At 48.8% G+C, this 21414-nt stretch carries 18 protein-coding genes and 1 tRNA gene; 8 read left to right on the plus strand and 11 right to left on the minus strand.

Annotated features, from left to right (window positions below):
* Positions 1-96: 96 nt before the first annotated feature.
* The 3 genes from acnB to H6G46_RS01510 all read right to left on the minus strand — a co-directional run bounded on the left by acnB (position 97) and on the right by H6G46_RS01510 (position 3431).
* Positions 97-2703, minus strand: coding sequence for a bifunctional aconitate hydratase 2/2-methylisocitrate dehydratase (gene acnB / locus H6G46_RS01500; protein WP_010874171.1), 2607 nt, complete (start codon positions 2701-2703; stop codon positions 97-99).
* 136 nt (positions 2704-2839) lie between these two features.
* A complete protein-coding gene (locus H6G46_RS01505) occupies positions 2840-3202 on the minus strand; it encodes a type II toxin-antitoxin system RelE/ParE family toxin (protein ID WP_010874170.1) in 363 nt (120 codons plus the stop codon).
* Complete coding sequence (locus H6G46_RS01510; RefSeq protein ID WP_242018608.1) at positions 3192-3431, minus strand: hypothetical protein; 240 nt, start codon at positions 3429-3431, stop codon at positions 3192-3194. The genes H6G46_RS01505 and H6G46_RS01510 overlap by 11 nt, the downstream gene beginning before the upstream one ends.
* Before the next feature lie 305 nt (positions 3432-3736).
* Between H6G46_RS01510 and H6G46_RS01515 the strand changes: the two genes are divergently transcribed.
* From H6G46_RS01515 to H6G46_RS01525, 3 genes are all read left to right on the plus strand, one after another.
* Positions 3737-4483, plus strand: a complete 747-nt coding sequence (locus H6G46_RS01515; protein ID WP_010874168.1) for a cytochrome c biogenesis protein CcdA — start codon at positions 3737-3739, stop codon at positions 4481-4483.
* A gap of 92 nt (positions 4484-4575) precedes the next feature.
* The gene (gene nadA / locus H6G46_RS01520) at positions 4576-5532 is read left to right on the plus strand and encodes a quinolinate synthase NadA (protein WP_010874167.1); all 957 of its coding nucleotides are present in this window, start codon (positions 4576-4578) and stop codon (positions 5530-5532) included.
* An 81-nt stretch (positions 5533-5613) separates the two neighbouring features.
* Positions 5614-6366, plus strand: a complete 753-nt coding sequence (locus H6G46_RS01525; protein WP_223211306.1) for a hypothetical protein — start codon at positions 5614-5616, stop codon at positions 6364-6366.
* 82 nt (positions 6367-6448) lie between these two features.
* Here H6G46_RS01525 and speA read toward each other — a convergent pair whose 3' ends face one another.
* Entirely contained in the window at positions 6449-8536 is a 2088-nt protein-coding gene (gene speA / locus H6G46_RS01530; RefSeq protein WP_010874165.1) for a biosynthetic arginine decarboxylase, read from the minus strand.
* 297 nt (positions 8537-8833) lie between these two features.
* On the opposite strand from speA, the gene H6G46_RS01535 reads away from it, so the two are divergent.
* The 4 genes from H6G46_RS01535 (at position 8834) to H6G46_RS01550 (ending at position 11893) form a co-directional block, all read left to right on the plus strand.
* On the plus strand, positions 8834-9268 hold the full coding sequence (locus H6G46_RS01535) for a putative toxin-antitoxin system toxin component, PIN family (protein WP_199303515.1): 435 nt from the start codon (positions 8834-8836) through the stop codon (positions 9266-9268).
* Positions 9265-9513 carry a hypothetical protein gene (locus tag H6G46_RS01540; RefSeq protein WP_020861940.1) on the plus strand — a complete coding sequence of 83 codons (249 nt, stop codon included), beginning with the start codon at positions 9265-9267 and terminating at the stop codon, positions 9511-9513. Before H6G46_RS01535 ends, H6G46_RS01540 begins: the two co-directional genes overlap by 4 nt.
* A 36-nt stretch (positions 9514-9549) precedes the next feature.
* The gene (locus tag H6G46_RS01545) at positions 9550-10227 is read left to right on the plus strand and encodes a class I SAM-dependent methyltransferase (RefSeq protein ID WP_010874163.1); all 678 of its coding nucleotides are present in this window, start codon (positions 9550-9552) and stop codon (positions 10225-10227) included.
* Positions 10228-10423: 196 nt separating this feature from the next.
* Positions 10424-11893, plus strand: a complete 1470-nt coding sequence (locus tag H6G46_RS01550; protein ID WP_010874162.1) for a glycoside hydrolase 100 family protein — start codon at positions 10424-10426, stop codon at positions 11891-11893.
* A 14-nt stretch (positions 11894-11907) separates the two neighbouring features.
* On the opposite strand, the gene proC is transcribed toward H6G46_RS01550, so the two are convergent.
* The 4 genes from proC to H6G46_RS01570 all read right to left on the minus strand — a co-directional run bounded on the left by proC (position 11908) and on the right by H6G46_RS01570 (position 18149).
* On the minus strand, positions 11908-12711 hold the full coding sequence (proC, locus tag H6G46_RS01555; RefSeq protein ID WP_010874161.1) for a pyrroline-5-carboxylate reductase: 804 nt from the start codon (positions 12709-12711) through the stop codon (positions 11908-11910).
* 133 nt (positions 12712-12844) lie between these two features.
* Positions 12845-14929 (minus strand): M3 family metallopeptidase, encoded by a 2085-nt coding sequence (locus tag H6G46_RS01560; RefSeq protein ID WP_014407162.1) that lies wholly within the window; start codon positions 14927-14929, stop codon positions 12845-12847.
* A gap of 221 nt (positions 14930-15150) precedes the next feature.
* Positions 15151-16146: a toll/interleukin-1 receptor domain-containing protein gene (locus H6G46_RS01565; RefSeq protein WP_010874159.1), complete on the minus strand. Its 996-nt coding sequence runs from the start codon at positions 16144-16146 to the stop codon at positions 15151-15153.
* A 200-nt stretch (positions 16147-16346) separates the two neighbouring features.
* A complete protein-coding gene (locus H6G46_RS01570; protein WP_010874158.1) occupies positions 16347-18149 on the minus strand; it encodes an aspartate kinase in 1803 nt (600 codons plus the stop codon).
* A 146-nt stretch (positions 18150-18295) separates the two neighbouring features.
* On the opposite strand from H6G46_RS01570, the gene H6G46_RS01575 reads away from it, so the two are divergent.
* Positions 18296-18379 (plus strand) — tRNA-Leu (locus tag H6G46_RS01575).
* Between the two features lie 192 nt (positions 18380-18571).
* On the opposite strand, the gene H6G46_RS01580 is transcribed toward H6G46_RS01575, so the two are convergent.
* The 3 genes from H6G46_RS01580 to H6G46_RS01590 are packed head-to-tail and all read right to left on the minus strand — an operon-like array spanning position 18572 to position 21112.
* Positions 18572-19768 (minus strand): GNAT family N-acetyltransferase, encoded by a 1197-nt coding sequence (locus tag H6G46_RS01580; protein WP_010874157.1) that lies wholly within the window; start codon positions 19766-19768, stop codon positions 18572-18574.
* 37 nt (positions 19769-19805) lie between these two features.
* On the minus strand, positions 19806-20348 hold the full coding sequence (locus H6G46_RS01585; protein WP_010874156.1) for a DUF427 domain-containing protein: 543 nt from the start codon (positions 20346-20348) through the stop codon (positions 19806-19808).
* 2 nt (positions 20349-20350) lie between these two features.
* Positions 20351-21112: a hypothetical protein gene (locus H6G46_RS01590; RefSeq protein ID WP_010874155.1), complete on the minus strand. Its 762-nt coding sequence runs from the start codon at positions 21110-21112 to the stop codon at positions 20351-20353.
* Between the last annotated feature and the right edge of the window lie 302 nt (positions 21113-21414).

Below are 21414 nucleotides of genomic sequence, written 5' to 3' on the forward strand. Positions count from 1 at the left end.
GTAATAAAATATTCTGCTTCGGTGATGATAAGGGGTGAATTAAATGAATAGTCAAAATTAAGGTGAGCCATAAAAGGCCCACCATAATTTTACGGCTTACTTAGCTCCCACTGGCATTCCCAAAATATCCTCAATCTTGGGCATTTGGTCTAGGGGAATGACTCGGCCGAAGTCCTCGAAATTATCAATCTCATTGAAATTGAGGTAGCGGTAAAGTTCGCCTTCAAACGGAGCAACTTTTTCGGAGACGATCGCCAGATATTCTTCCACTGTGGGAATTTTGCCGAGGAGGGCACAAACTGCGGCTAACTCAGCGGAACCGAGATAAACCTGGGCTCCTTTACCCATGCGGTTGTTGAAATTACGGGTAGAGGTCGAAAAGACTGTTACCCCATCTTCCACCCGGGCTTGGTTGCCCATGCAGAGGGAACAACCGGGCATTTCCGTACGGGCCCCGGCGGCGGCAAAAATGCCATATATCCCTTCTTCCCGTAACTGTTGTTCATCCATGCGAGTGGGGGGACAAATCCAGAGGCGACCTTTGACCGTACCAGCTCCTTCGAGGATTTTGGCGGCGGCCCGGTAATGGCCGATATTGGTCATGCAGGAACCAATAAACACTTCGTGGATCACATCCCCGGCACATTCCGACATTAATTTAACGTTATCGGGATCGTTGGGGGCCGCCACAATGGGTTCCTTGATTTCATCCAGATTGACTTCAATAACATCGGCATATTCCGCATCAGCATCCCCACTCATCAAACTGGGATTAGCTAACCATTCCTCCATTTTGGCAATGCGACGCAACAGAGTACGGGCATCCTGATAACCCCGGGCAATCATATTTTTCATCAGCACCACATTGGAGCGTAGATATTCCGCCACAGTTTCTTCGCTCAGCTTAATGGTGGAACCGGAACAGGAGCGTTCAGCGGTGGCATCGGTCAACTCAAACGCCTGCTCGACTTTCAGATCCGGTAATCCTTCCATTTCCATGATCCGACCGTTAAACACATTAACCTTGTCCCCTTTGCCCACGGTGAGTTTGCCCTGTTGCATTGCCACCCAGGGAATGGCATTGACAATGTCCCGCAGGGTGACCCCCGGTTGCAATTCCCCTGTGAATTTGACCAACACCGATTCCGGCATATCCAACGGCATTACCCCCAAGGCTGCGGCAAAGGCCACCAGACCAGAGCCGGCCGGAAAGGAAATTCCTAGGGGAAAACGGGTGTGGGAGTCGCCCCCGGTACCAACGGTGTCCGGTAATAGCATCCGATTGAGCCAGGAGTGAATGATGCCATCCCCAGGCCGCAGAGCAACACCGCCCCGGGTGGAGAAAAAGTCCGGTAAATCTTTATGGGTTTTAATATCAACTGGTTTGGGGTAGGCAGCGGTGTGACAGAAGGTTTGCAAAGTCAGATCGGCGTTAAAGCCAAGGCAAGCTAGTTCCTTCAACTCATCCCTGGTCATGGGGCCAGTAGTGTCTTGGGAACCCACTGTGGTCATAATTGGTTCACAGGAAGTGCCGGGACGAATACCTTGTACGCCGCAGGCTTTGCCCACCATTTTTTGGGCGAGGGTGAACCCTTTGCCGGTATCTGCTGGGGCCGTGGGGCGCACAAACAGAGGAGAAGGTGATAATCCTAGGGCTTCCCTGGTTTTATCAGTTAAAGCCCGGCCGATGAGCAGGGGAATACGACCTCCGGCCCGCACTTCATCCAAAATGGTTTCCGGTTTCAGTTGGAAAGTGGTGATGGTTTCCCCCGCTTTGTTGGTGATTTTGCCTTCCCTGGGGTAAATGGTGATTACATCGCCGGTGTTGAGTTGGTTAACATCGCACTCAATGGGTAAGGCACCGGAATCTTCAGCAGTGTTGAAAAAGATGGGGGCGATTTTTCCGCCCAGAATGTAACCCCCGGCCCGTTTATTGGGCACAAAGGGAATGTCTGTGCCAATGTGCCAGAGCACGGAGTTGATGGCAGATTTACGGGAAGATCCCGTTCCCACTACGTCGCCCACATAGGCTACTGGATGGCCCTTTTGTTTGAGTTCGGCAATAGTCCCTAACCCTTCTGGCATTTTTGCTTCCAGCATGGCCAGGGCATGGAGGGGAATGTCCGGTCGGGTGGTGGCATGGGGAGCAGGAGACAGATCATCAGTATTTGTCTCCCCAGGCACTTTAAATACCGTTACCGTAATTCTTTCCGGCACTTCTGGTTTGTTGATAAACCAAGCCCCTTCGGCCCAAGCATCAATTACTTGTTTGGCGTAGCCGTTGGTATCACTCAAATGGAGTACGTCATTAAAGGCATCAAAGACTAACAGGGTTTTGCTCAGGGCTGTGGCTGCCGCACTGGCAATGTTGGTATCTTTTGACTTGAGCAGTTCGATCAAGGATTGAACATTATATCCGCCGATCATGGTTCCTAATAAGTCCACCGCCCCTTGGCCGCTGATTAATGGACAGGTTACTTCGCCTTTGGCGATCGCCGTGAGGAAACCCGCTTTGACATAGGCCGCCTCGTCCACCCCAGGGGGAACCCGATCCCGCAATAACATCATCAATTCCTCTTTTTCCGCTTCGGGGGGATTTTTTAGCAGTTCACATAGTTCAGTAGTCTGCTGGGCGTTGAGGGGCAGGGGGGGAATGCCTAACTTTTGGCGATCGGCAACGTGGCGACGGTAGGCTTGCAACATGGGATGGTTCTCTCTCCGGCAATATTAGTTCATGGTCAACGGTGAATATTCTATTTTATGCAGGGGAACAGGATAAGTTACCGACAAACGGTTTGGGGCGTGGCGTCAGAAAAATTTAATAGCAGTGATCTCCCTTTTAGTCTTCTATGGAGTACTCCCCTAAAATTGAATTAATGTCACTAGCGGCAATATCTTCTTGTTCAGCTTTACTGTAAATGGTTAACAACAAAATACTGTTTTCTGATTCGAGTAAATAAATTAATCGGTAGCCAGAACTTTTCCCTTTCTGAATATTACTATTCTTAATTCTAAGCTTATAGACGTAAATATCAGAGCCAAACCCTGCCAGGCGATCACCACTAATGACGCCTTTTTGCAAAGCCTCAATAATGGGCTGAACATCAGAACGAATATTTCGATATTTCTTGGCTAAATATTTTAAACTTCTCCTATATTCGGGGGTGAAGTCGATATTGACTAAATGGAGATTATTCGACATCAATTCCCTCCCACATATTTTCTACTGGAATTCTTTTTCCTTGTTTATATTCCTCTAATGCCTTCCTCAAACTCACCTTAATTTCTTCGACAGGCGTGTCATCAGGATCAAACTCACTTCCTTTTGATGCCAATTCATCTGATTCCAAAATAATCACCTTGACTCGGCTGGTATTCCAATGCAAATCACTATCCAAGAGCAATTGTTTGGAATCTTTAACTGTGGCCATTACCTCAAAAGCTCTCATCATTATTCCTCTTTACAACAAAACCAATACCACCATAACAAACTCCATCTAGGCGATCGCCGTCCGGAAACCCACTTTCACAGAATTCTATTATCTGCTCTCCATTGAGGGGCAGGGGGGGAATGTCTAACTTTAGGACGATGAGCTTTGGCAAGATGGCTGGGAATTGCTTAGCATTGTCGGAGAAGTGTTAATCTTTCCTCTGGTTTGACCCCGCCAATAAACCAGGGGCGAAATGGCAGCCGGCAAATTTCAGACTTATTTTTGGCTTTTTGGGCAACTGTGTAATGTGGCAATCTCTGCAAAATCAGCTTTTTTTTCTCCAGCAATGGGCTGATCGCCTAGTGGTGGAACAACTGGGACAACTAACTCCCCTTAGTTTACTGATCATCCTACTAGCGGGGCTAGTCACTAGTTTGACCCCCTGTTTACTGTCCCTGCTCCCCCTCACCATTGCCTACATTGGCGGGACCACGGAAGGCGATCGCCTGCAATCTTTGAGACAATCCCTCTGGTTTGCCCTGGGGTTGGCCATTACTTTGGCTAGCTTGGGGCTGGGGGCAGCGGCTTTGGGAAAAATTTATGGACAAATTGGGCTAGGTTTACCGATTTTGGTGAGTTTGGTGGCTATTTTAATGGGATTAAACCTGTTGGAATTATTACCCCTGCAGTTTCCCAGTTTAGGGGCAACGGATTGGATCAAAGACGATTTTCCCCCGGCTTTGCGGGCCCTATTGGCCGGACTAACTTTTGGGCTAATCGCCTCTCCCTGTAGCACCCCTGTGTTGGCCAGCTTGCTAGCTTGGGTCGCCAGTCGCCAAGATTTGTTACTGGGTAGTGGTCTCTTGTTGGCCTATACCGTTGGTTACGTTGCCCCGCTTATTTTAGTTGGCCTGTTTGCTGGCAGTTTAAAGCGGTTATTGCAACTGCGGCAATGGTCCGGTTGGCTCAATCCCCTCAGCGGCACAATTTTGCTGGGCTTTGGGGTGATTACCTTGCTCTCCCGACTGCCCCTGGGTCAGTGGTTATCCTAGCCTAGATGAAGCGCTGGCCCATGCCCCACTGATTTTTATGATAAAATATTTATGGTAGTTTTAACTATAAATATTCCAGGAGCCGAAACATAGTGTTCACCGCCGTTGCCCCGCCCCAAGAAACCCTGCCCCGTGATTTAGTGGGAGCCATTCAGAGTCTGAAAAAGGAATTGAATGCGGTGATTTTGGCCCACTATTACCAAGAAGCGGCCATCCAAGACATTGCTGATTATTTAGGGGACTCCCTGGGGTTATCCCAACAGGCGGCCAGCACCGATGCCGATGTAATCGTTTTTGCCGGGGTGCATTTCATGGCGGAAACGGCCAAAATTCTTAATCCCCATAAGTTGGTACTTTTGCCGGATTTAGAGGCCGGCTGTTCCTTGGCCGACAGTTGCCCCCCCCGGGAATTTGCCGAGTTTAAGCAACGCCACCCTGACCATTTGGTGATTAGCTACATTAATTGCACAGCGGAAATTAAAGCCCTGAGCGATATTATTTGCACCAGTTCTAATGCGGTGAAAATTGTTCAACAATTGCCGCCGGATCAGAAGATAATTTTTGCCCCCGATCGCAATTTAGGTCGTTACGTTATGGAGCAAACGGGGCGAGAAATGGTGTTGTGGCAGGGTAGTTGCATTGTCCATGAAACCTTTTCGGAACGGCGTTTGCTGGAGCTGAAAACTCAATATCCCCAGGCGGAAATCATTGCCCATCCTGAATGTGAAAAAGCCATTCTGCGCCATGCAGATTTTATCGGCTCCACCACAGCGTTACTGAATTATTCGGGTAAATCCCAGGGCAAAGAATTTATCGTTGGTACGGAGCCGGGCATTATTCACCAAATGGAAAAGCTTTCCCCCTCTAAGCAATTCATTCCCCTGCCCAATAACAGCAATTGCGACTGCAATGAGTGTCCCTATATGCGTTTGAATACTTTGGAAAAACTCTACTGGGCTATGCAACGGCGATCGCCGGAGATTACCTTACCGGAGGCCACCATGGCGGCGGCTCTGAAACCGATCCAGAGAATGCTGGCCATGTCCTAGGGGTGGCATAATCAGGCTCCGGGATTATTAACGGGATAGGCTAGTATGGTGGTCGAGAAGCTATTGATTGTGAGGGCGACAATGACTGCCAAGCTATCCTGGGTAAGTCGAAAACTATTCTTTCCCCTGTTCCTGAGTGGCTGGATGGTAAGTTGTAGCCCCATCAATCCCTTTGGCATGGCCCAGGAATATTTGGACATTGCCAAACTGGAGGAAATTTCCAATCAACGGACGGTGAATATCCAGGGCATTGTGGTTAATGTGGCCCCATTTTTGGAAGGGGGTGCTTACCAAATTCAAGATAAAACCGGACGGGTCTGGGTCAAAACCGATCGCCAATTACCCCGTAAAGGCACCGTGCTGAGCATCCGGGGAGAAGTTGCCTTTGAACCCATTTTCATTGGCCCGGAAAAATTAGGGGAATCCTACCTGGTGGAAACCACTGCCCCCAACCCCCAGGCTACTGCTAACAATGGCGGCCCTGATACCAAAGTCCCCACCGAAGAAACCCCCACGGCGATCGCCCCAACAGAAAGCACTACGAACATTGCCGTTATTGAAGAAACCACCACAGCACAAACGGAACCGGGTGGGACAACGGAAACAACTCAGGTAACGGAAGAAGTAGCTACCACGGAAACTCCAGCCTCTTCTGATACGGCCGCTAACCTCATGCCTCCGGCTAATTCTAGTGGCAATACCACCACCACCATTCCAGTGGCCAATCCCGAAGCCCCGCGACCCATCGCTGACTCGGCCACTGCCCAACCCCCTAGTCAGGCCAGACCCAATTTTGATAACCAGTTCCTGCCCCATAAGCGCTTAAGCAAATAGGCAAAGAGGCGAATTTGTTCTGAATTGAGAACAGGAGATTTGAATATTTTGTAATGCTCTACCATTCCCCACCATCGTCAATTTAGCTGGTGTGGATGCCTGAAGTGGGCTTGAGGTAGGTGTATTGCAACAAACTGCGCTCGTAATTTTCCAGCAATAATTGGGCTTCCTCCAAGCTCATACGTTTATCTTCCATGGCCTGTTCACAGTAGCGGCGCATATTTTCCAGCAAATCTTCGGGATCGTACTGCACATAGCCCAACACTTCGGCGATGGTATCCCCCCTCACTAAATGTTCAATTTGGTAACCTTTCGGATTCATCTGAATATGCACCACATTGATGTCCCCAAATAAATTATGTAAATTACCCATAATTTCTTGGTAAGCCCCCACCAAAAACATGCCCAAATAATAGGGTTCCACCCTGGGGGGAGTCCCTGGCTGATGCACTTCTATTAAAGGATGCAATTCCAATACTGATTTGACATCCCGCAGGTCAATAAATTGGTCAATTTTGCCATCACTGTCGCAGGTAATATCCGCCAGAATGCCCCGCTGGGTGGGTTCTTCATCCAAACGGTGGATGGGCATAATCGGGAAAAGTTGATCGATCGCCCAGGAATCCGGGGCCGACTGAAACACCGACATATTGGCGTAGTAAATAGAAGCCAAGTTAACTTCCAAATTTTCCAAATCATCGGGGACGTATTCTTGCTGACGGCAAATTTGTAAAATCTTGCGGCAACAAGCCCAATAAAGCTCCTCTGCTTTAGCCCTTTCTTTCAGACCTAAATAACCAAAGTTAAATAAACTAATGGCTTCAGTTTTAAACTGTTCCACATCATGGTACGCCTCTTGGTAATTATCCACCGTAATGGTTTCCCAGGTTTCCATCAAATTACGCAAAATGGCATGGTCTTTGCCCTTCACCTTAGGCAAGGGGGGATTAATGTCATTGGTGGCCACAACATCAAAAATGAGTACTGACTGATGGCTGGCGATCGCCCGGCCGCTTTCACTAATCAGCACAGGACAGGGCACTTCAGCGGCCACACAGGCATCCTGCACTGCCGAAATCACATCATTAACGTAATTCTGGATGTTGTAATTTTTGGAAGCGTAAAAATTGGTTTTGGAACCGTCGTAGTCCACCCCTAGTCCGCCCCCCACATCCAGGTAGCGCATATTGGCCCCCAGCTTGGCCAACTGGACAAAAATTTGGCTGGCTTCCGTCATCGCTTCTTTGATCACAGAGATGGAAGAGATCTGGGAACCGATGTGAAAATGGAGCAATTGCAGACTGTCCAACATATCAGCTCGGCGCAGTTGCTCGATCGCCGTCAACATTTCCGGGATGGTTAAACCAAATTTAGCCCGATCGCCAGTGGAAATGCCCCAACGGCCCATGCCCTGGGTACTCAGTTTGGCCCGTACCCCCAAAATTGGCTTAATGCCCAGATTGCTGGAAATTTCGATGGCCAAGGCCACCTCCGCTACCTGCTCCACCACAATAATCGGCCGATGCCCCAGACGACGGGCTAGCAAGGCGGTTTCAATATATTCCCGGTCTTTATAACCATTACAAATTAGTAAAGGCTGATTTTGTTGATCCGGCTCTGGGTTCTCCTGGGGTTGGAGCATAGCCAGGGCAATCATCAACTCCGGTTTAGAACCGGCTTCCAAGCCAAAATTATAGGGAGTGCCGTAGCGCACCAGGGATTCCACAATGTGGCGATGCTGGTTGCACTTAATGGGATAAACCCCCCGGTAGGTGTTGGGATAGCGGTAACGGGCAATGCCCCGGGCAAAGGCCGCATTGAGGCGATTGATGCGGTCAGCCAGAATATCAGAAAAGCGCAACAGTAAAGGCAAGCCAATATTTCTTTGCCTCAAACCCTTAACCAGTTCGTACAAATCCAACGCTCCCCCATGGTCAGCCTGGGGAGAAACGGTCACATGGCCGGCCGCATTAATGGAAAAGTAAGGTTCCCCCCAACCAGTGATGCGGTAGAGGTTTTCGCTGTCGTCAATGGTCCAACGACGGTCTTGGGCGATCGCCTGGGGATTGGAATCAGTTTTCACCCCGGCGGTATGGCCTGCTTCAGTACTGTCGATTAACTCCGGCATTGCCATGACACTTAGTTCTAGTTCGATTGACTGCCCTTCCATGGCTTGCTCCAGCGGTAAGTAAACTGCCTTTGATTTTAAGCCCAACTACAGTGAACTATCCCAACTTGCCCAGTGACTCTGAGGGGGCGATCGCTGTTTAACCCCTGATTAAATTTGATGATAAAGTGCTGGAATGGGCTTCAAACCGTACTCCACTCTTGCCGTGATAGAGTTGAGACTTATTGATATGAATTGTTTTCCAGTTTTTAATGTCATTACCCCAAGTCGTTAGAGTCTGTTTTAAATGCCCCCCTAGCCCCCCAAGTTTGGGGGGAAAGTATTAAAAGTCCCCCAGTATTGGGGGATTTAGGGGGCAAAATACAACTTTGCAAACAAGCTATTATTGCTGGATTAAGGTCTAGGCGTGGTAGTTCGTTTAGGTTACTTACCCTGGTTGGTACAGAGCAATTTGACATGCACTTGTCAGTCCCTTTACTGCTCGAATACGAAGAAGTTTTACTACGGGAATTGCCGAACCTTTACTTGAGTTCTGAAGAAGTTGGTGAATTAATTGATTTCTACTGTGCAGTAGGAATACGACATGAAATTTTCTTTCTTTGGCGACCTTTCCTACGTGATCCCAAAGATGAAATGGTGTTAGAGCTTGCCGTCAAAGCGGGCTGTCAGACTATAATCACCTATAACGCTCGTGATTTTGTCGGCGTAGAGCAGTTTGGGTTAAATGTCCTGGAGCCTTCAGAGTTTTTACGCGTAATAGGAAAGTTGCCATGAGTATTGTTCAAGTTCAAATTCCTGACTCATTACACAAAAGCTTGTCTGACCTTGCCACTCGTGATGGAATTTCCATAGACCAATTTATATCTAGTGCGATCGCCGAAAAAGTCTCTGCTTTAATGACTGAAAATTATCTTAAAGAAAGAGCTACAAGAGGTAGTCGGTTAAAGTATGAAGCGATTTTGTCTAAGGTTCCCGATGTTGAGCCGGAACCATATGACAGAATACCAAACGAATGTTAACCTCAAGCTTTAATCTGATTTTTGTAATTAATCTGTATGCCCAATCCTTCTTTCCTGCCTCCAGAAACAGACCACCAAAGATTGCAAGAAATTTGGGAAGATAGCTTGGCCATGCAGTACTTGGCTCCGTTGACAGGCAACTATTTGCCTTGGAGTGGCTATGCCCTCCGCCCCAGTGGATTGGTACAAATTCTCAACACGATTTTAATTCGTAAACATCTATCCATTGTGGAATGTGGTGGTGGAGTATCTACGTTGTACATTGCCCGTTTATTTCGTCGCAATGGTTTGCAGGGCCGACTCCACTGTATCGAAAATAATTTGGATTGGTTAAATTTTTTGCATGATGCATTGGCGAGGGAAGAGTTGACCACCTATGTCCAGCTCATCCATGCCCCCTTGGAACCCTGCGAACTGGCCTTGGACAATGGACAGTGGTACGATCGCCAGAAGATCCGTCACCAGTTGCCCGCTAGCAAAACCATTGATTGCCTGTTAGTAGATGGACCGCCCGCCTACCGAGAAGACATTCAATATTCCCGGTTTCCTGCAGTGCCTTTTTTCCAACCGCAATTGGCACCCCACAGCACCATCATTTTGGATGACATTAACCGTAGGGGAGAACAGGAAATTTTAGCCCGTTGGCAAACATTGCTCAATGTTAGTTTTGATAGCTCCATTGGCAATGTGGCGATCGCCCATCTGTCGGCCTAGGGTAAATTTTAAAAATCCCCTGATCCACCAGTTTCAGGGAAAGCCGGGTAAAAATCTGCCAGTGTTGGGATATTGGATATTGAGGGAACGAGCTAGAACCCTACTATCTGTCAGCCTAGCAAACCAAATGCTTTACATCGTCAGACTAGTTCAGGAAAATTAAGTTTGACCCATAGATTAATCCTAATCTTTTGCTATGAAATCCCCCCAGGCTCAACAAATCCTAGACCAGGCCCGCCGTTTGCTCTACGAAAAAGCCATGGTCAAAATCAATGGGCAATACGTGGGGACGGTGGCGGCCATTCCCCAATCGGATCACCATGATTTGAACTATACGGAAGTTTTCATTCGGGACAATGTGCCGGTGATGATCTTCTTGTTACTGCAAAATGAAACGGAAATTGTCCAAAACTTTTTGGAAATTTGCCTCACCCTCCAAAGTAAGGGCTTTCCCACCTACGGCATTTTTCCCACTAGTTTTGTGGAAACGGAAAACCATGAACTCAAGGCAGACTATGGCCAACGGGCGATCGGTCGAGTTTGCTCGGTGGATGCGTCCCTCTGGTGGCCTATTTTGGCCTATTACTACGTGCAAAGAACCGGCAATGAAGCCTGGGCTAGACAAACCCATGTGCAATTGGGGCTACAAAAGTTTTTAAACCTCATTCTCCATCCAGTCTTTCGGGATGCACCCACTTTGTTTGTGCCCGACGGGGCCTTTATGATTGACCGCCCCATGGATGTGTGGGGAGCGCCGTTGGAAATCCAAACCCTGCTCTACGGAGCCCTGAAAAGTGCGGCGGGGTTACTGTTAATCGACCTCAAGGCGAAGGGTTATTGCAGCAATAAAGACCATCCTTTTGACAGCTTCACGATGGAGCAGAGTCATCAATTTAACCTGAGTGTGGATTGGCTCAAAAAACTCCGCACCTATCTGCTCAAGCATTATTGGATTAATTGCAATATTGTCCAAGCTCTCCGCCGCCGTCCCACGGAACAGTACGGTGAAGAAGCCAGCAACGAACATAATGTCCACACAGAAACCATTCCCAACTGGCTCCAGGATTGGCTCGGCGATCGGGGAGGCTATTTAATCGGCAATATCCGCACGGGTCGCCCCGATTTTCGCTTTTTCTCCCTGGGTAATTGCTTGGGGGCAATTTTCGATGTCACTAGCTTGGCCCAGCAACGTTCCTTTTTCCGTTTGGTATTAAATAATCAGCGGGAGTTATGTGCCCAAATGCCCCTGAGGATTTGCCATCCCCCCCTCAAAGATGACGATTGGCGCAGTAAAACCGGCTTTGACCGCAAAAATTTACCCTGGTGCTACCACAACGCCGGCCATTGGCCCTGTTTATTTTGGTTTCTGGTGGTGGCGGTGCTCCGCCATAGCTGCCATTCCAACTACGGCACGGTGGAGTATGCGGAAATGGGGAACCTAATTCGCAATAACTATGAGGTGCTTTTGCGCCGTTTGCCCAAGCATAAATGGGCTGAATATTTTGATGGCCCCACGGGCTTTTGGGTCGGGCAACAATCCCGTTCCTACCAAACCTGGACCATTGTGGGCCTATTGCTAGTACACCATTTCACAGAAGTTAACCCCGACGATGCTTTGATGTTCGATTTGCCTAGTTTGAAAAGTTTGCATCAAGCGCTGCATTAAATTCCGTTGTCCATTTATTTTTTGCCCAATTCCTGGGAACGGCGATAGGCCGCCCGCACTGCTTCGATGATGGCGGAACGAAAACCCATCTTCTCCAATACCGCTACCCCAGCAATGGTGGTGCCCCCCGGACTGGTAACTTTATCTTTAATCTGGGCAGGGTGCTCCTCCGTTTCCTTGATTAACTCCGCTGTGCCCAACACTGTTTGCAAAGCCAATTTTTGGGCGATCGCCCTGGGTAATCCGGCCAAAACACCACCATCGGCCAGGGCTTCGATCATCAAAGCTACGTAGGCCGGTCCCGAACCGGAAACCCCCGTCACCGCATCCATTAAATTTTCCGGCACCTCCACCACATTGCCCACCGCCGAAAAGATGGCCTTAGCCTTAGCCAACTGATCCGGCTCCACCATTTTATTCGCGGCGATCGCCGTCATACCGGCCCCAACGGTGGCGGGGGTATTGGGCATGGCCCGGATGATGGCATGGTCGGGAAAACCCTTTTGAATTCTTTGCAGAGAAACCCCGGCCAAAATGGAAATTACCAGGGGACGATTGGCTCCTCCTGCTAAACTGGCTAGCACCCGGTCTAGCACCTGGGGTTTGACGGCCAACAGCAGCACTTCAGAAACATTAGCCGCCTCTTGGTTATCGGGGGAAACCCGAACTTGATAGGTTTTTTGGAGATAATCCCGCCGGGCACCGTGGGGCTCCCCCACAATTATTTCTTCTGGGGCATAGGTCTTTTCTGCGATTAAGCGGGCCAGGATGGCTTCAGCCATTACTCCACCGCCGATGATACCGAGTTGAATGGACACTGTAATTTAGGCTATTCCCAATAGTATTCAGAATTATACCTTGAACCCCCAACTCCACCGAATCCTATGGCTAAGTCGGGGAGATAGGGGAGTTGCTAGGGTTCATTGCTCAATTCATCAATCGGGCAATTGATCAGGTTGCACTGGGTAACAAACCGTTATGACGCAACAGCGGAGCAGTTTGCGGTTGTCGCCCCCGGAATTTTTCAAAGACCACTGCGGGCGCTAAGCTTCCCCCCAAGGCCAACACCGTTTCTCGAAAACGTTTACCCGTAGTTTGCACCGCAGCTTCATTGTCTAAGCCCACCTCCTCAAAGGCGGCAAAGGCATCGGCACTGAGTACTTCCGCCCATTTATAGCTGTAGTAACCGGCGGCATAGCCCCCGGCAAAGATGTGGCCAAAGGAGCAGAGGAAAGCATTTTCCGGCAGGGGAGGCAAAATGGTGGTGATTTTCGCCAGGCGATCGCCAATTTGCTCAATGGTTTCCGGGCCGTCGGGACGGTAACGGTGGTGTAGTTCTAAATCCAGCAGGCTGAAGTTAATCTGCCGGAGCATGGCAGAGCCGGTCATAAAGTTGCGGGTGGCGAGGATTTTTTCGTATTCCGCCTGGGGCAAAGTCTCCCCGGTTTGGTAATGCTTGGCCAAACTAAACAGGGTGGTGGGGTCATAGCACCAATTTTCCATAAACTGACTGGGCAGTTCCACCGCATCCCATTCCACATTATTGATGCCCGCCGCACCGCTGTAATTAACGGTGGTTAGTAAATGCTGCAACCCATGGCCAAATTCATGGAACAGGGTAGTCACTTCGTAAAAAGTCATCAGGCTGGGCTGATCCCCCACCGGCGGCGTTTGGTTACAAATTAGATAAGCTACTGGCAAACGTAGGGATTTTTGCCCATTGATTAATTCCTGACCCCGGTTTAAGCAATCCGCCATCCAGGCACCGCCCCGTTTTTCCGCCGGCCGACTGTAGGCATCTAAATAAAAACTGGCGATCGCCGTGCCCGATTCATCCAACACTCGGAAAAATTGCACATCCGGGTGCCAAACAGGAACCTCTTCTTCACTGGCTTGAATGGTGACCCCAAATAGTCGCTTAGCCAAGGCAAATAATCCTTCCAGTACCTGGGGTAGGGGGAAATAGGGCCGCAGAGCCTCCGCATCAAAATCAAATTCCTGTTCCCGTTGCCGTTCTGACCAATAGGCCGTATCCCAATGGTGTAGCTCTTCCACCCCAGCAAATTTCTGTAGATCGGCAAATTCCTGCTCCGCCGCCTTATAACTGGGAACCCGTAACTCCTCCAACAGTTTTTCCACTGCGGCCACATTGGGGGCCATTTTGCGGGACAAACTTAACTCTGCATAGGTTTCAAAACCTAGCAACTGGGCTTTTTCCAACCGTAGCGCCAAAATTCTCTCAATTAAGGGATGGTTATCCCACTGCCCATCCGCTGCCCGACGAATAAACGCCCGGTAAACCTTTTCCCGCAGATCCTCCCGTTGGCTATATTTCATAAAAGGAAGATAGCTAGGATAGTCCAAGGTAATTAGCCAGGGGCCCTCCTCGGGAGTAGCATTGTCTTCCCCTTTCTGTTGGGCAGTTTGGGCGGCTAAAGCCAATAAACTCGGTGGCAAGCCGGCAATTTCTTCCTTGGTGGTCAGTTTCAACTCAAACGCTTGGCTGGCATCCAACACGTTATTGGAAAATTTGGTGGCCAGTTCCGCTAATTCCAATTGAATGGCGTTAAACCTGTCCCGTTTTTCCCCCGTTAAACCTACGCCCCCTAGTTCCGCTTCCCGGATATTACTTTCCACAATCCGTTGCTGGGCTGGTTCTAGATTTCCCCATTCAGCGCTATCCCGCAGGGCCACAAAGGCTTCATAAAGGGGACGACTCTGCCCCAACCGACTAATGAAACCTACCACTAACGGTTGCACTTGTTCAAAGCCATGGCGCAATTCGGGGCTATTTTTCACCCCCATCAAATGGGAAACGGTGCCCCAGGTCCAACTCAGTTTTTCTTCCAGGGCCGTCAGAGGTTCCACCAATCCTTCCCAGGTGGGCTGCACAGATTTTTCTAACTCAGTTAATTGGGCTTCTAATTCCTGCACCAGGGTAGTCACTGCGGGCTCCACATCGGTGGGTTGAATTTTGTCAAAGGCAGGCAAGTCCCGGCCTTGAAGGAGCGGATTGGCAACGGCGGTGTGGGTCATGGTGATGGAAAAACGGAAAGGTTTAAGTCGCAGGAAAAAGGTTTGTGGATAAACCACTCCCTAAATTTTGGCATGAAGGCAATGAAAAAATCAGACAACGTTGAGTGGCCGAATTTTGGAAATATCTTCCTCACTTGCCTGGGCCACATCCCATAAATCGACTGAATGTTGTGCATTTAACCAAAACTCGGGCAAATTTCCAAAAAATCGTGCAAGGCGCGTTAGGCGTTGCAGGGTCGTACATATTGGATGAGCGATGTTCTGCCCTGTATGTGAAGTACCCGCACTAGCATAACTAGGCCGTTCGAGTCTTCTAATTCAATTGGGGAGTCTATCTCGAAGTGTGCCGGTTGTTGTTTGCCGCCGTCGATAGCGATGTTGTCGGCGTACAGATACTTACGAAAGCCGGTATCGAGTATTGGATTAAGGCGGCCCTCTAAACCCGGAATGTGGCAGGTACTATGGCAGATTACTGAGCCTGTATTCTCTACTGTAGTCACAACTATTCGAATATCATATCCTGGATCCCAAGTTGAAACTATGGATCCGGGATACTGTGGATGTGCGACTAACAACTGGTATTTCCGACGTGTTGGTATGTCAAGTTTGGCAATGCCTGAGTGATCTGTTTGAGCTTGCTTAGTTGTGTTGTTGTCTGCGATTGCTACAACGATTGCGGATGCGACCGGCTTCTCTGAGGAGTCAATAACGGTGACTGTGGCATGGATTGGCTCACGCCGTAGAATGGTTTCAAATGTGAAGAAGTCCCGCCTGAGCGAAGCGGATGGCACTGTTCTTCCAGTAGCGATAAGTTTTTGCTTGATTGTTTCGACGAATTCCTCGGGTGTCTTGCTTCGAAGTGAAATATAGCCAACTGTTGGGAGGACGCTCGGAATAGGGGTTTCATCAAAGCGTGCAGGAAGAATGTACTCCTGGTGCTCTTGGAAGGCCCGAGCTTGCATTGCCTGCCGTTCGTGGTTTGTCCACATCTTTCTTGAATAGTGTTCCGAAATGAACATTATTGTAAATAATGCCTTATCCTGATAAATCTCAGAAAGATAGTCGTAGAGGTTTTTGCCCCAGAGATTGGCTTCTTCAAAAATGTCATAGAAAACAGTTACACCAGCCTCACGCAAAAGATTGGCGACGCGATCAACGTATTCTCTATCTTCGCCTGCGAAGGAGAGTGCGATTTCAAACTGGACATTTCTGGTCATTTGTATTTGAATCGTCTAATAATGGTTAAGACTATACGTTAATGTTATTTTGTATTTTGGCTAACGGGGCGAGAAGTAAGCAGAACTCCGACTTGACTGATCAGCTCAGCCAGTAGTTCAAAGCATTCATAGATAGGGTAAGTGAATCGTAAAGTAAAGATATTCTTTTAATCCTTTAAAGAGTGTTTGAAAAGTAGGATCTAAGCTGGAACAGTGACGGTTTTCGTGCCAGCTAAGTTAAAGGCGCTGTGGGCAGCTTTCAAAGCATCCACTCCCCGATCCTGGGGCACCACACAACTGATTTTGATTTCCGACGTGGCAATCATTTCAATGTTGATATTTTCCTGGGCCAGGGCAGCAAAGAAGTGGGCCGCCACCCCCGGATGGCCAATCATGCCGGAACCGACAATGCTGACTTTGGCAATGGCTTTGTTCACAACTATGGCCGCATCGAGCCAATCTTTGATCAGGGGTTGCAAAATCGCCTCAGCCTGACTGCTATCCCCTTCCGCCACCATAAAAGCAATGTCCCGGCAGGGGGTGCCTTGATTAATGCGACAGCGTTGGGATTGGATAATCATGTCCACACTGATGTTGGCTTCTGCTAGGGCGGTGAACAGTTGGGCTGCCATGCCAGGGCGATCGGGTACGTGGCGAATGGCAATTTGGGCCTGGTCTTGGTCCAGGGCTACCCCCCGCACCGCTGGTAAATGGGAAGTGTCCGTTTGGTTTTTCGGCGGAGATAAAGTTACCCCAAAAGCATTGGATAAAGCGGCGATCGCCCGGTCTGCGTCCCGTTGATCAATAACACAACTAACTTTCACTTCCGAAGTGGAAATCATTTCAATGTTGACCCCCACATCGGCCAAAGTTTTGAACATTTTGGCGGCGATGCCAGGACGACCGATCATACCGGCTCCGGCAATGGCAATTTTAGCGATGCCTTTTTCGACAATAATTTCCGCTTCCTGATCCGCTTCGGGGTAACTGCGTAGGGCCGGGGCAATGGCGCTGGTAACGGCTTCCGCTGTATTGAGTAAATCTTTGACAACAGTGAAAGCAATGTCATTACTGTTGCCGTCATGGATGGATTGAATAATTAAATCAATGTCCACCTGTTGTTGGGCAATATCCCGAAATAATTTTGATGCCACCCCAGGGCGATCGGGCACTCGCAACAGAGCGACTTTGGCTTGATCGGCGTCGTATTCCACCCCATCCACTGCCTTGGCAATTTCAAGCCCTACCAGGGAACGGTTTTGCACCGGGGGAGCCACTACTTTTGTGCCCGGTTCATCACTCCAACTGGAACGCACCACCAAGGGAATGCCATAATTGCGGGCAATTTCCACCGCCCGGGGATGGAGTACTTTCGCCCCCAGACTGGCTAATTCCAACATCTCGTCACAGGTGATTTCCGCCATCAGTTGGGCTTCCGGCACTAAACGGGGATCAGTGGTGAGAATACCCGGTACGTCGGTGTAAATTTCGCAAAAATCCGCTTTCAATGCCGCCGCCAGGGCCACGGCAGAGGTGTCTGAGCCGCCCCGTCCCAGGGTAGTAATTTCTAGATGTTCTACGCTACTGATGCCCTGGAAACCAGCCACTACCACCACTTTCCCTTCCCTTAAATGGTGCTCCAGGCGATCGGGACGAATTTCTAGAATGCGGGCCCGGCTATGTTCGGCCTCGGTGACGATGCCCACCTGGGCTCCGGTGAGGGAAATGGCGGGCTGGTCTATTTCCTGCAAGGCTAAACTCAGCAAAGCAATGGATACCTGTTCCCCGGTGGAAAGTAACATATCCATCTCCCGGCGACAGGGATTGGGGGAAATCTGTTGGGCTAAATCCACTAACACATCGGTGCTTTTTCCCATGGCCGACACCACCACCACCAGGGAGTTGCCTCCCTGCACAGTTCGTTTAATGCGTTGGGCCACCGCTTGAATACGCTCCACAGTGCCAACGGAAGTGCCGCCAAATTTTTGAACGATTAATGCCATGGTGATTTCGGGATAGGGCCGGGGAAAAGTCGGCAGTTCCCCATGGTATCAAAAAAATTAAGCCGCTATTATTTCTTGACAAAAGCCTGTTGACTTCCAGTCAATCCTGGGGGATGATGGTCTTTCGGTAAGCAAAACCACCGCAAGCGGAACTGGCGGAATTGGTAGACGCGCTAGATTCAGGTTCTAGTGTTCGTAAGGACTTCCGGGTTCAAGTCCCGGGTTCCGCATTCTAACTCTATTTGAGTTGATCAAGGTTTACTATCAACTCGGCAAATTTCTCCTAGGAGTAATTTGCCTTCCACTGCTGTTGTCTTTTTTATCAAGTTGCTAAAGCTCCAGAAGATTTGGTAGAAATGATACTCTCCCAATAGAAGAGAGCTATTTTGTCAGTCTTGTGAGCAGGATAATTGAGTCAGCTTTTATTGTTCTAATGCCAAACTAACCTCCTTTCTACTAAAGGGCAAATCCTGGTTAATGGCATCAATTTCTGCCTGCTCCATGGCATTAATTTCATCGATGTAGATTTGCAAAATTTGTTGCATTTTGGGGTGATAGAAACGATGCAAACTGTAGTTAGCTGTGGCGGGAAAACCTCGACGGCGTTTGTGGCGTCCCCCTGCCCCTGGATCAAATAGTTGAATGTTTTCCCCAATGGCCCATTGAATGGGTTGGTAATAACAAGCTTCAAAGTGCAGACAATCATAATCTGCTAGGCTTCCCCAGTAGCGACCATAGAGGCGATCGCCTTTGCGTAAACAGAAAGATAAACCAACGGGATGTTGATCATCATGCTCTGGAAAGGCTAGCACCAAAACTACCCTAGCCCGGTAATCTTCGTACAAAGACTGAAAGAACTTTTTAGTGAGGTATTTACTACCCCAATAGAATTTGTCACAGGTATTACTATAAAAACGATAAATTGCAGGAAAAAAATGATGGGGAATTTGATTTCCTTGTAAAACTTGAATGCGTAAGCCAGCCTTTTGCACCGCTTTTCGTTCTCGTTTAATATTACGCCGTTGATTGGCATTAAAAATTTGCAAATAATCGTCAAAATCTTGAAAATTTTGATTTTGCCAGATATAACTATGGTGCAACCAACTAGTAAAACCTAAACTTTCCATTTGCTTTTGCCATTGGCGATCGACAAACAAAAAATTACAGCCGGAAATTTGATTGGTTTGGCAAAAATGGTCGATGGCTTCCACCATAATCTGGGTGACCAAAGATTCATTAGCTTCAGGGTCAATTAAAAAACGATAGCCTTCGGCGGGGGTAAAGGGAGCCATACCCAACAACTTTGGATAATAGTCAATGCCCAGTCGTTGCGCCAAATCGGCCCATTGATGATCAAAAACAAATTCTCCGTAACTATGGCCTTTAAGATATAAAGCCGCTGCTCCTAGTAGAGTTTCCCCCTGCCATACAGTCAGATGACAAGGCTGCCAGCCAGTATTACGGACAGCACTGCCGGAAGTTTCTAAGTTATTGAGCCAATGCCATTCGAGAAAGGGGGTTTGTAGGGGGACGGCTAAACGGTCCCACTGGGGTTGGGGAATTTCCGCCAACGCATGGTGCCAACGCACTGTCAAACCAGAAGAATGGGACTTGGCCATGGTTAATTGCAACAGCAATCGGGTGCTTTTCGGTAATCTAACGAAATATTGCTCTCCGCTGCAACCAGCCCCTGCATCGACTGGCTAATCGCCAACCCCAAGTGCCAATGCCTCCTTTAAAAGGGCCAACAATTTTGGTTGTAATCCAACCCCCATAAAAATCCCCTGGCTGGGCAGTGACCAATTCGTCATGCACATAGCAAGCATCCATTTTACTGGGGTAAAAGGCTATGTAATCTTTGATAGCACTAAAACTGGGATTGGGAGTGGGGTAAAACCAGGCCACGTTATCTCGCCGGCGATCGCCTAAACTGAAATGATAATAACCAGCCTCCCCTTTCCATTCACAATAGGAATGTCTAGTAGATATATCCAGATACTCAGTCCGGACATCCTGGCGAGGAAAGTAGTAAACCGGTGGATGGCTTGTCTCTAACACCCGTTGGGTCAAGCAACTGTCGGCAATGGTGATCCCCTCACAAACGACCACGACCCTTTGGCTAGAAGCTTCAACTCTGGGGGGACGGGGATAGTCCCACACCGACTCCTGCCCTGGTTGGGGGGTAATGGGTTGGGGCATGGTCAAAGGCTCAGTAATTGTTGGGGTTGGCGATCGTCCAAACCAGTCGGTAGGGGCAGATTATTTAAACAACACCAATGGTAAGTGTACAGATTGGCGTGGCCGTGGTTAATGGTGGCAATGGCCGGCGCCGCTGGAAATGGCCAAAGGCGGTCAAATAATAATCCTTGGGCAAGGCTAAACTGTAGCAAATAAACCGCTGGCGGAGCCTTTAGCTCCTTGAGCAAAGCCTGGGCCAAATTCTCTAAACTACTTTGGTAGCGTTGGTAGGGGGGTAAATCCCAGGACACCATCTCATAGGCATTGGGCATCATCCCCTCATAAATTAGAGGTAAGAATTGTATACCATTGACCGTCACAATAATCGGTAACCAATGATCCCCCAACCAATTATCATCACTACACAAAGGCAAATTAAGCTGTTGGCTCACCCACTGACGGCGGGCATTAATTTCCTGACATGCCTGGTAGATACTTTGTCCCGGAAAATCCAACCAATGGGGTAACTGAATTGTCAACGGGCAGTAAATTCGCCCCCCCATTTGGGTTTGTTGCTGGGCCTGATCCGACCATAAACTAGCCACCGCCACTGTCTCAATAATCGTTTCCGGGGAACAACCGGCGATCGATTCCTTCAAAGCATTGACCATTCTTTCCGTCACAGGGGAAGCCGCAATTAAGCGACCCTCCTGCTTCACCTTGGCATTCACAATAATGCTTGCTCGTCCATTACGATTGGGTGCCTTAAGGGTTGGAATTACCACAGTCTTTATACCTATCTAGGAATAAATCAACGAAAATCGCTAAGTTAACCATATAGCCATCTCCTAACACCATTATCAAGCAATGGCACAGGAAAGAAAACCCTATTTCTGCCAACTATCCATGTTTATCATTCCATCAGCCCATCAGCGCCAAAAGCGAAACCCTCCAACTACTCGTTGGGGGGTTTGAAGAAAGAGGAACTTGGCATCGGACTATTGTGCCGTGGGGCAACCCCCAGAGTATCGTCGCCGCTGTCACATTTCACAACCGAGTGCGGGATGGGATCGGAGTGGTTCCATGA

It is taken from the genome of Synechocystis sp. FACHB-908 (assembly GCF_014698595.1).
In the GTDB taxonomy this organism is placed as follows: domain Bacteria; phylum Cyanobacteriota; class Cyanobacteriia; order Cyanobacteriales; family Microcystaceae; genus Synechocystis.

Coding starts and splice junctions, on each gene's coding strand:
- H6G46_RS01560 (WP_014407162.1), bottom strand. CDS start 14,929: ATGACCCACACCGCCGTTGCCAATCCGCTCCTTCAAGGCCGGGACTTG.
- H6G46_RS01580 (WP_010874157.1), bottom strand. CDS start 19,768: ATGGCCAAGTCCCATTCTTCTGGTTTGACAGTGCGTTGGCACCATGCG.
- H6G46_RS01505 (WP_010874170.1), bottom strand. CDS start 3,202: ATGTCGAATAATCTCCATTTAGTCAATATCGACTTCACCCCCGAATAT.
- H6G46_RS01565 (WP_010874159.1), bottom strand. CDS start 16,146: ATGACCAGAAATGTCCAGTTTGAAATCGCACTCTCCTTCGCAGGCGAA.
- speA (WP_010874165.1), bottom strand. CDS start 8,536: ATGGAAGGGCAGTCAATCGAACTAGAACTAAGTGTCATGGCAATGCCG.
- H6G46_RS01525 (WP_223211306.1), top strand. CDS start 5,614: ATGACTGCCAAGCTATCCTGGGTAAGTCGAAAACTATTCTTTCCCCTG.
- H6G46_RS01540 (WP_020861940.1), top strand. CDS start 9,265: ATGAGTATTGTTCAAGTTCAAATTCCTGACTCATTACACAAAAGCTTG.
- H6G46_RS01550 (WP_010874162.1), top strand. CDS start 10,424: ATGAAATCCCCCCAGGCTCAACAAATCCTAGACCAGGCCCGCCGTTTG.
- H6G46_RS01570 (WP_010874158.1), bottom strand. CDS start 18,149: ATGGCATTAATCGTTCAAAAATTTGGCGGCACTTCCGTTGGCACTGTG.
- H6G46_RS01515 (WP_010874168.1), top strand. CDS start 3,737: ATGTGGCAATCTCTGCAAAATCAGCTTTTTTTTCTCCAGCAATGGGCT.
- H6G46_RS01510 (WP_242018608.1), bottom strand. CDS start 3,431: ATGGCCACAGTTAAAGATTCCAAACAATTGCTCTTGGATAGTGATTTG.
- H6G46_RS01585 (WP_010874156.1), bottom strand. CDS start 20,348: ATGCCCCAACCCATTACCCCCCAACCAGGGCAGGAGTCGGTGTGGGAC.
- acnB (WP_010874171.1), bottom strand. CDS start 2,703: ATGTTGCAAGCCTACCGTCGCCACGTTGCCGATCGCCAAAAGTTAGGC.
- H6G46_RS01545 (WP_010874163.1), top strand. CDS start 9,550: ATGCCCAATCCTTCTTTCCTGCCTCCAGAAACAGACCACCAAAGATTG.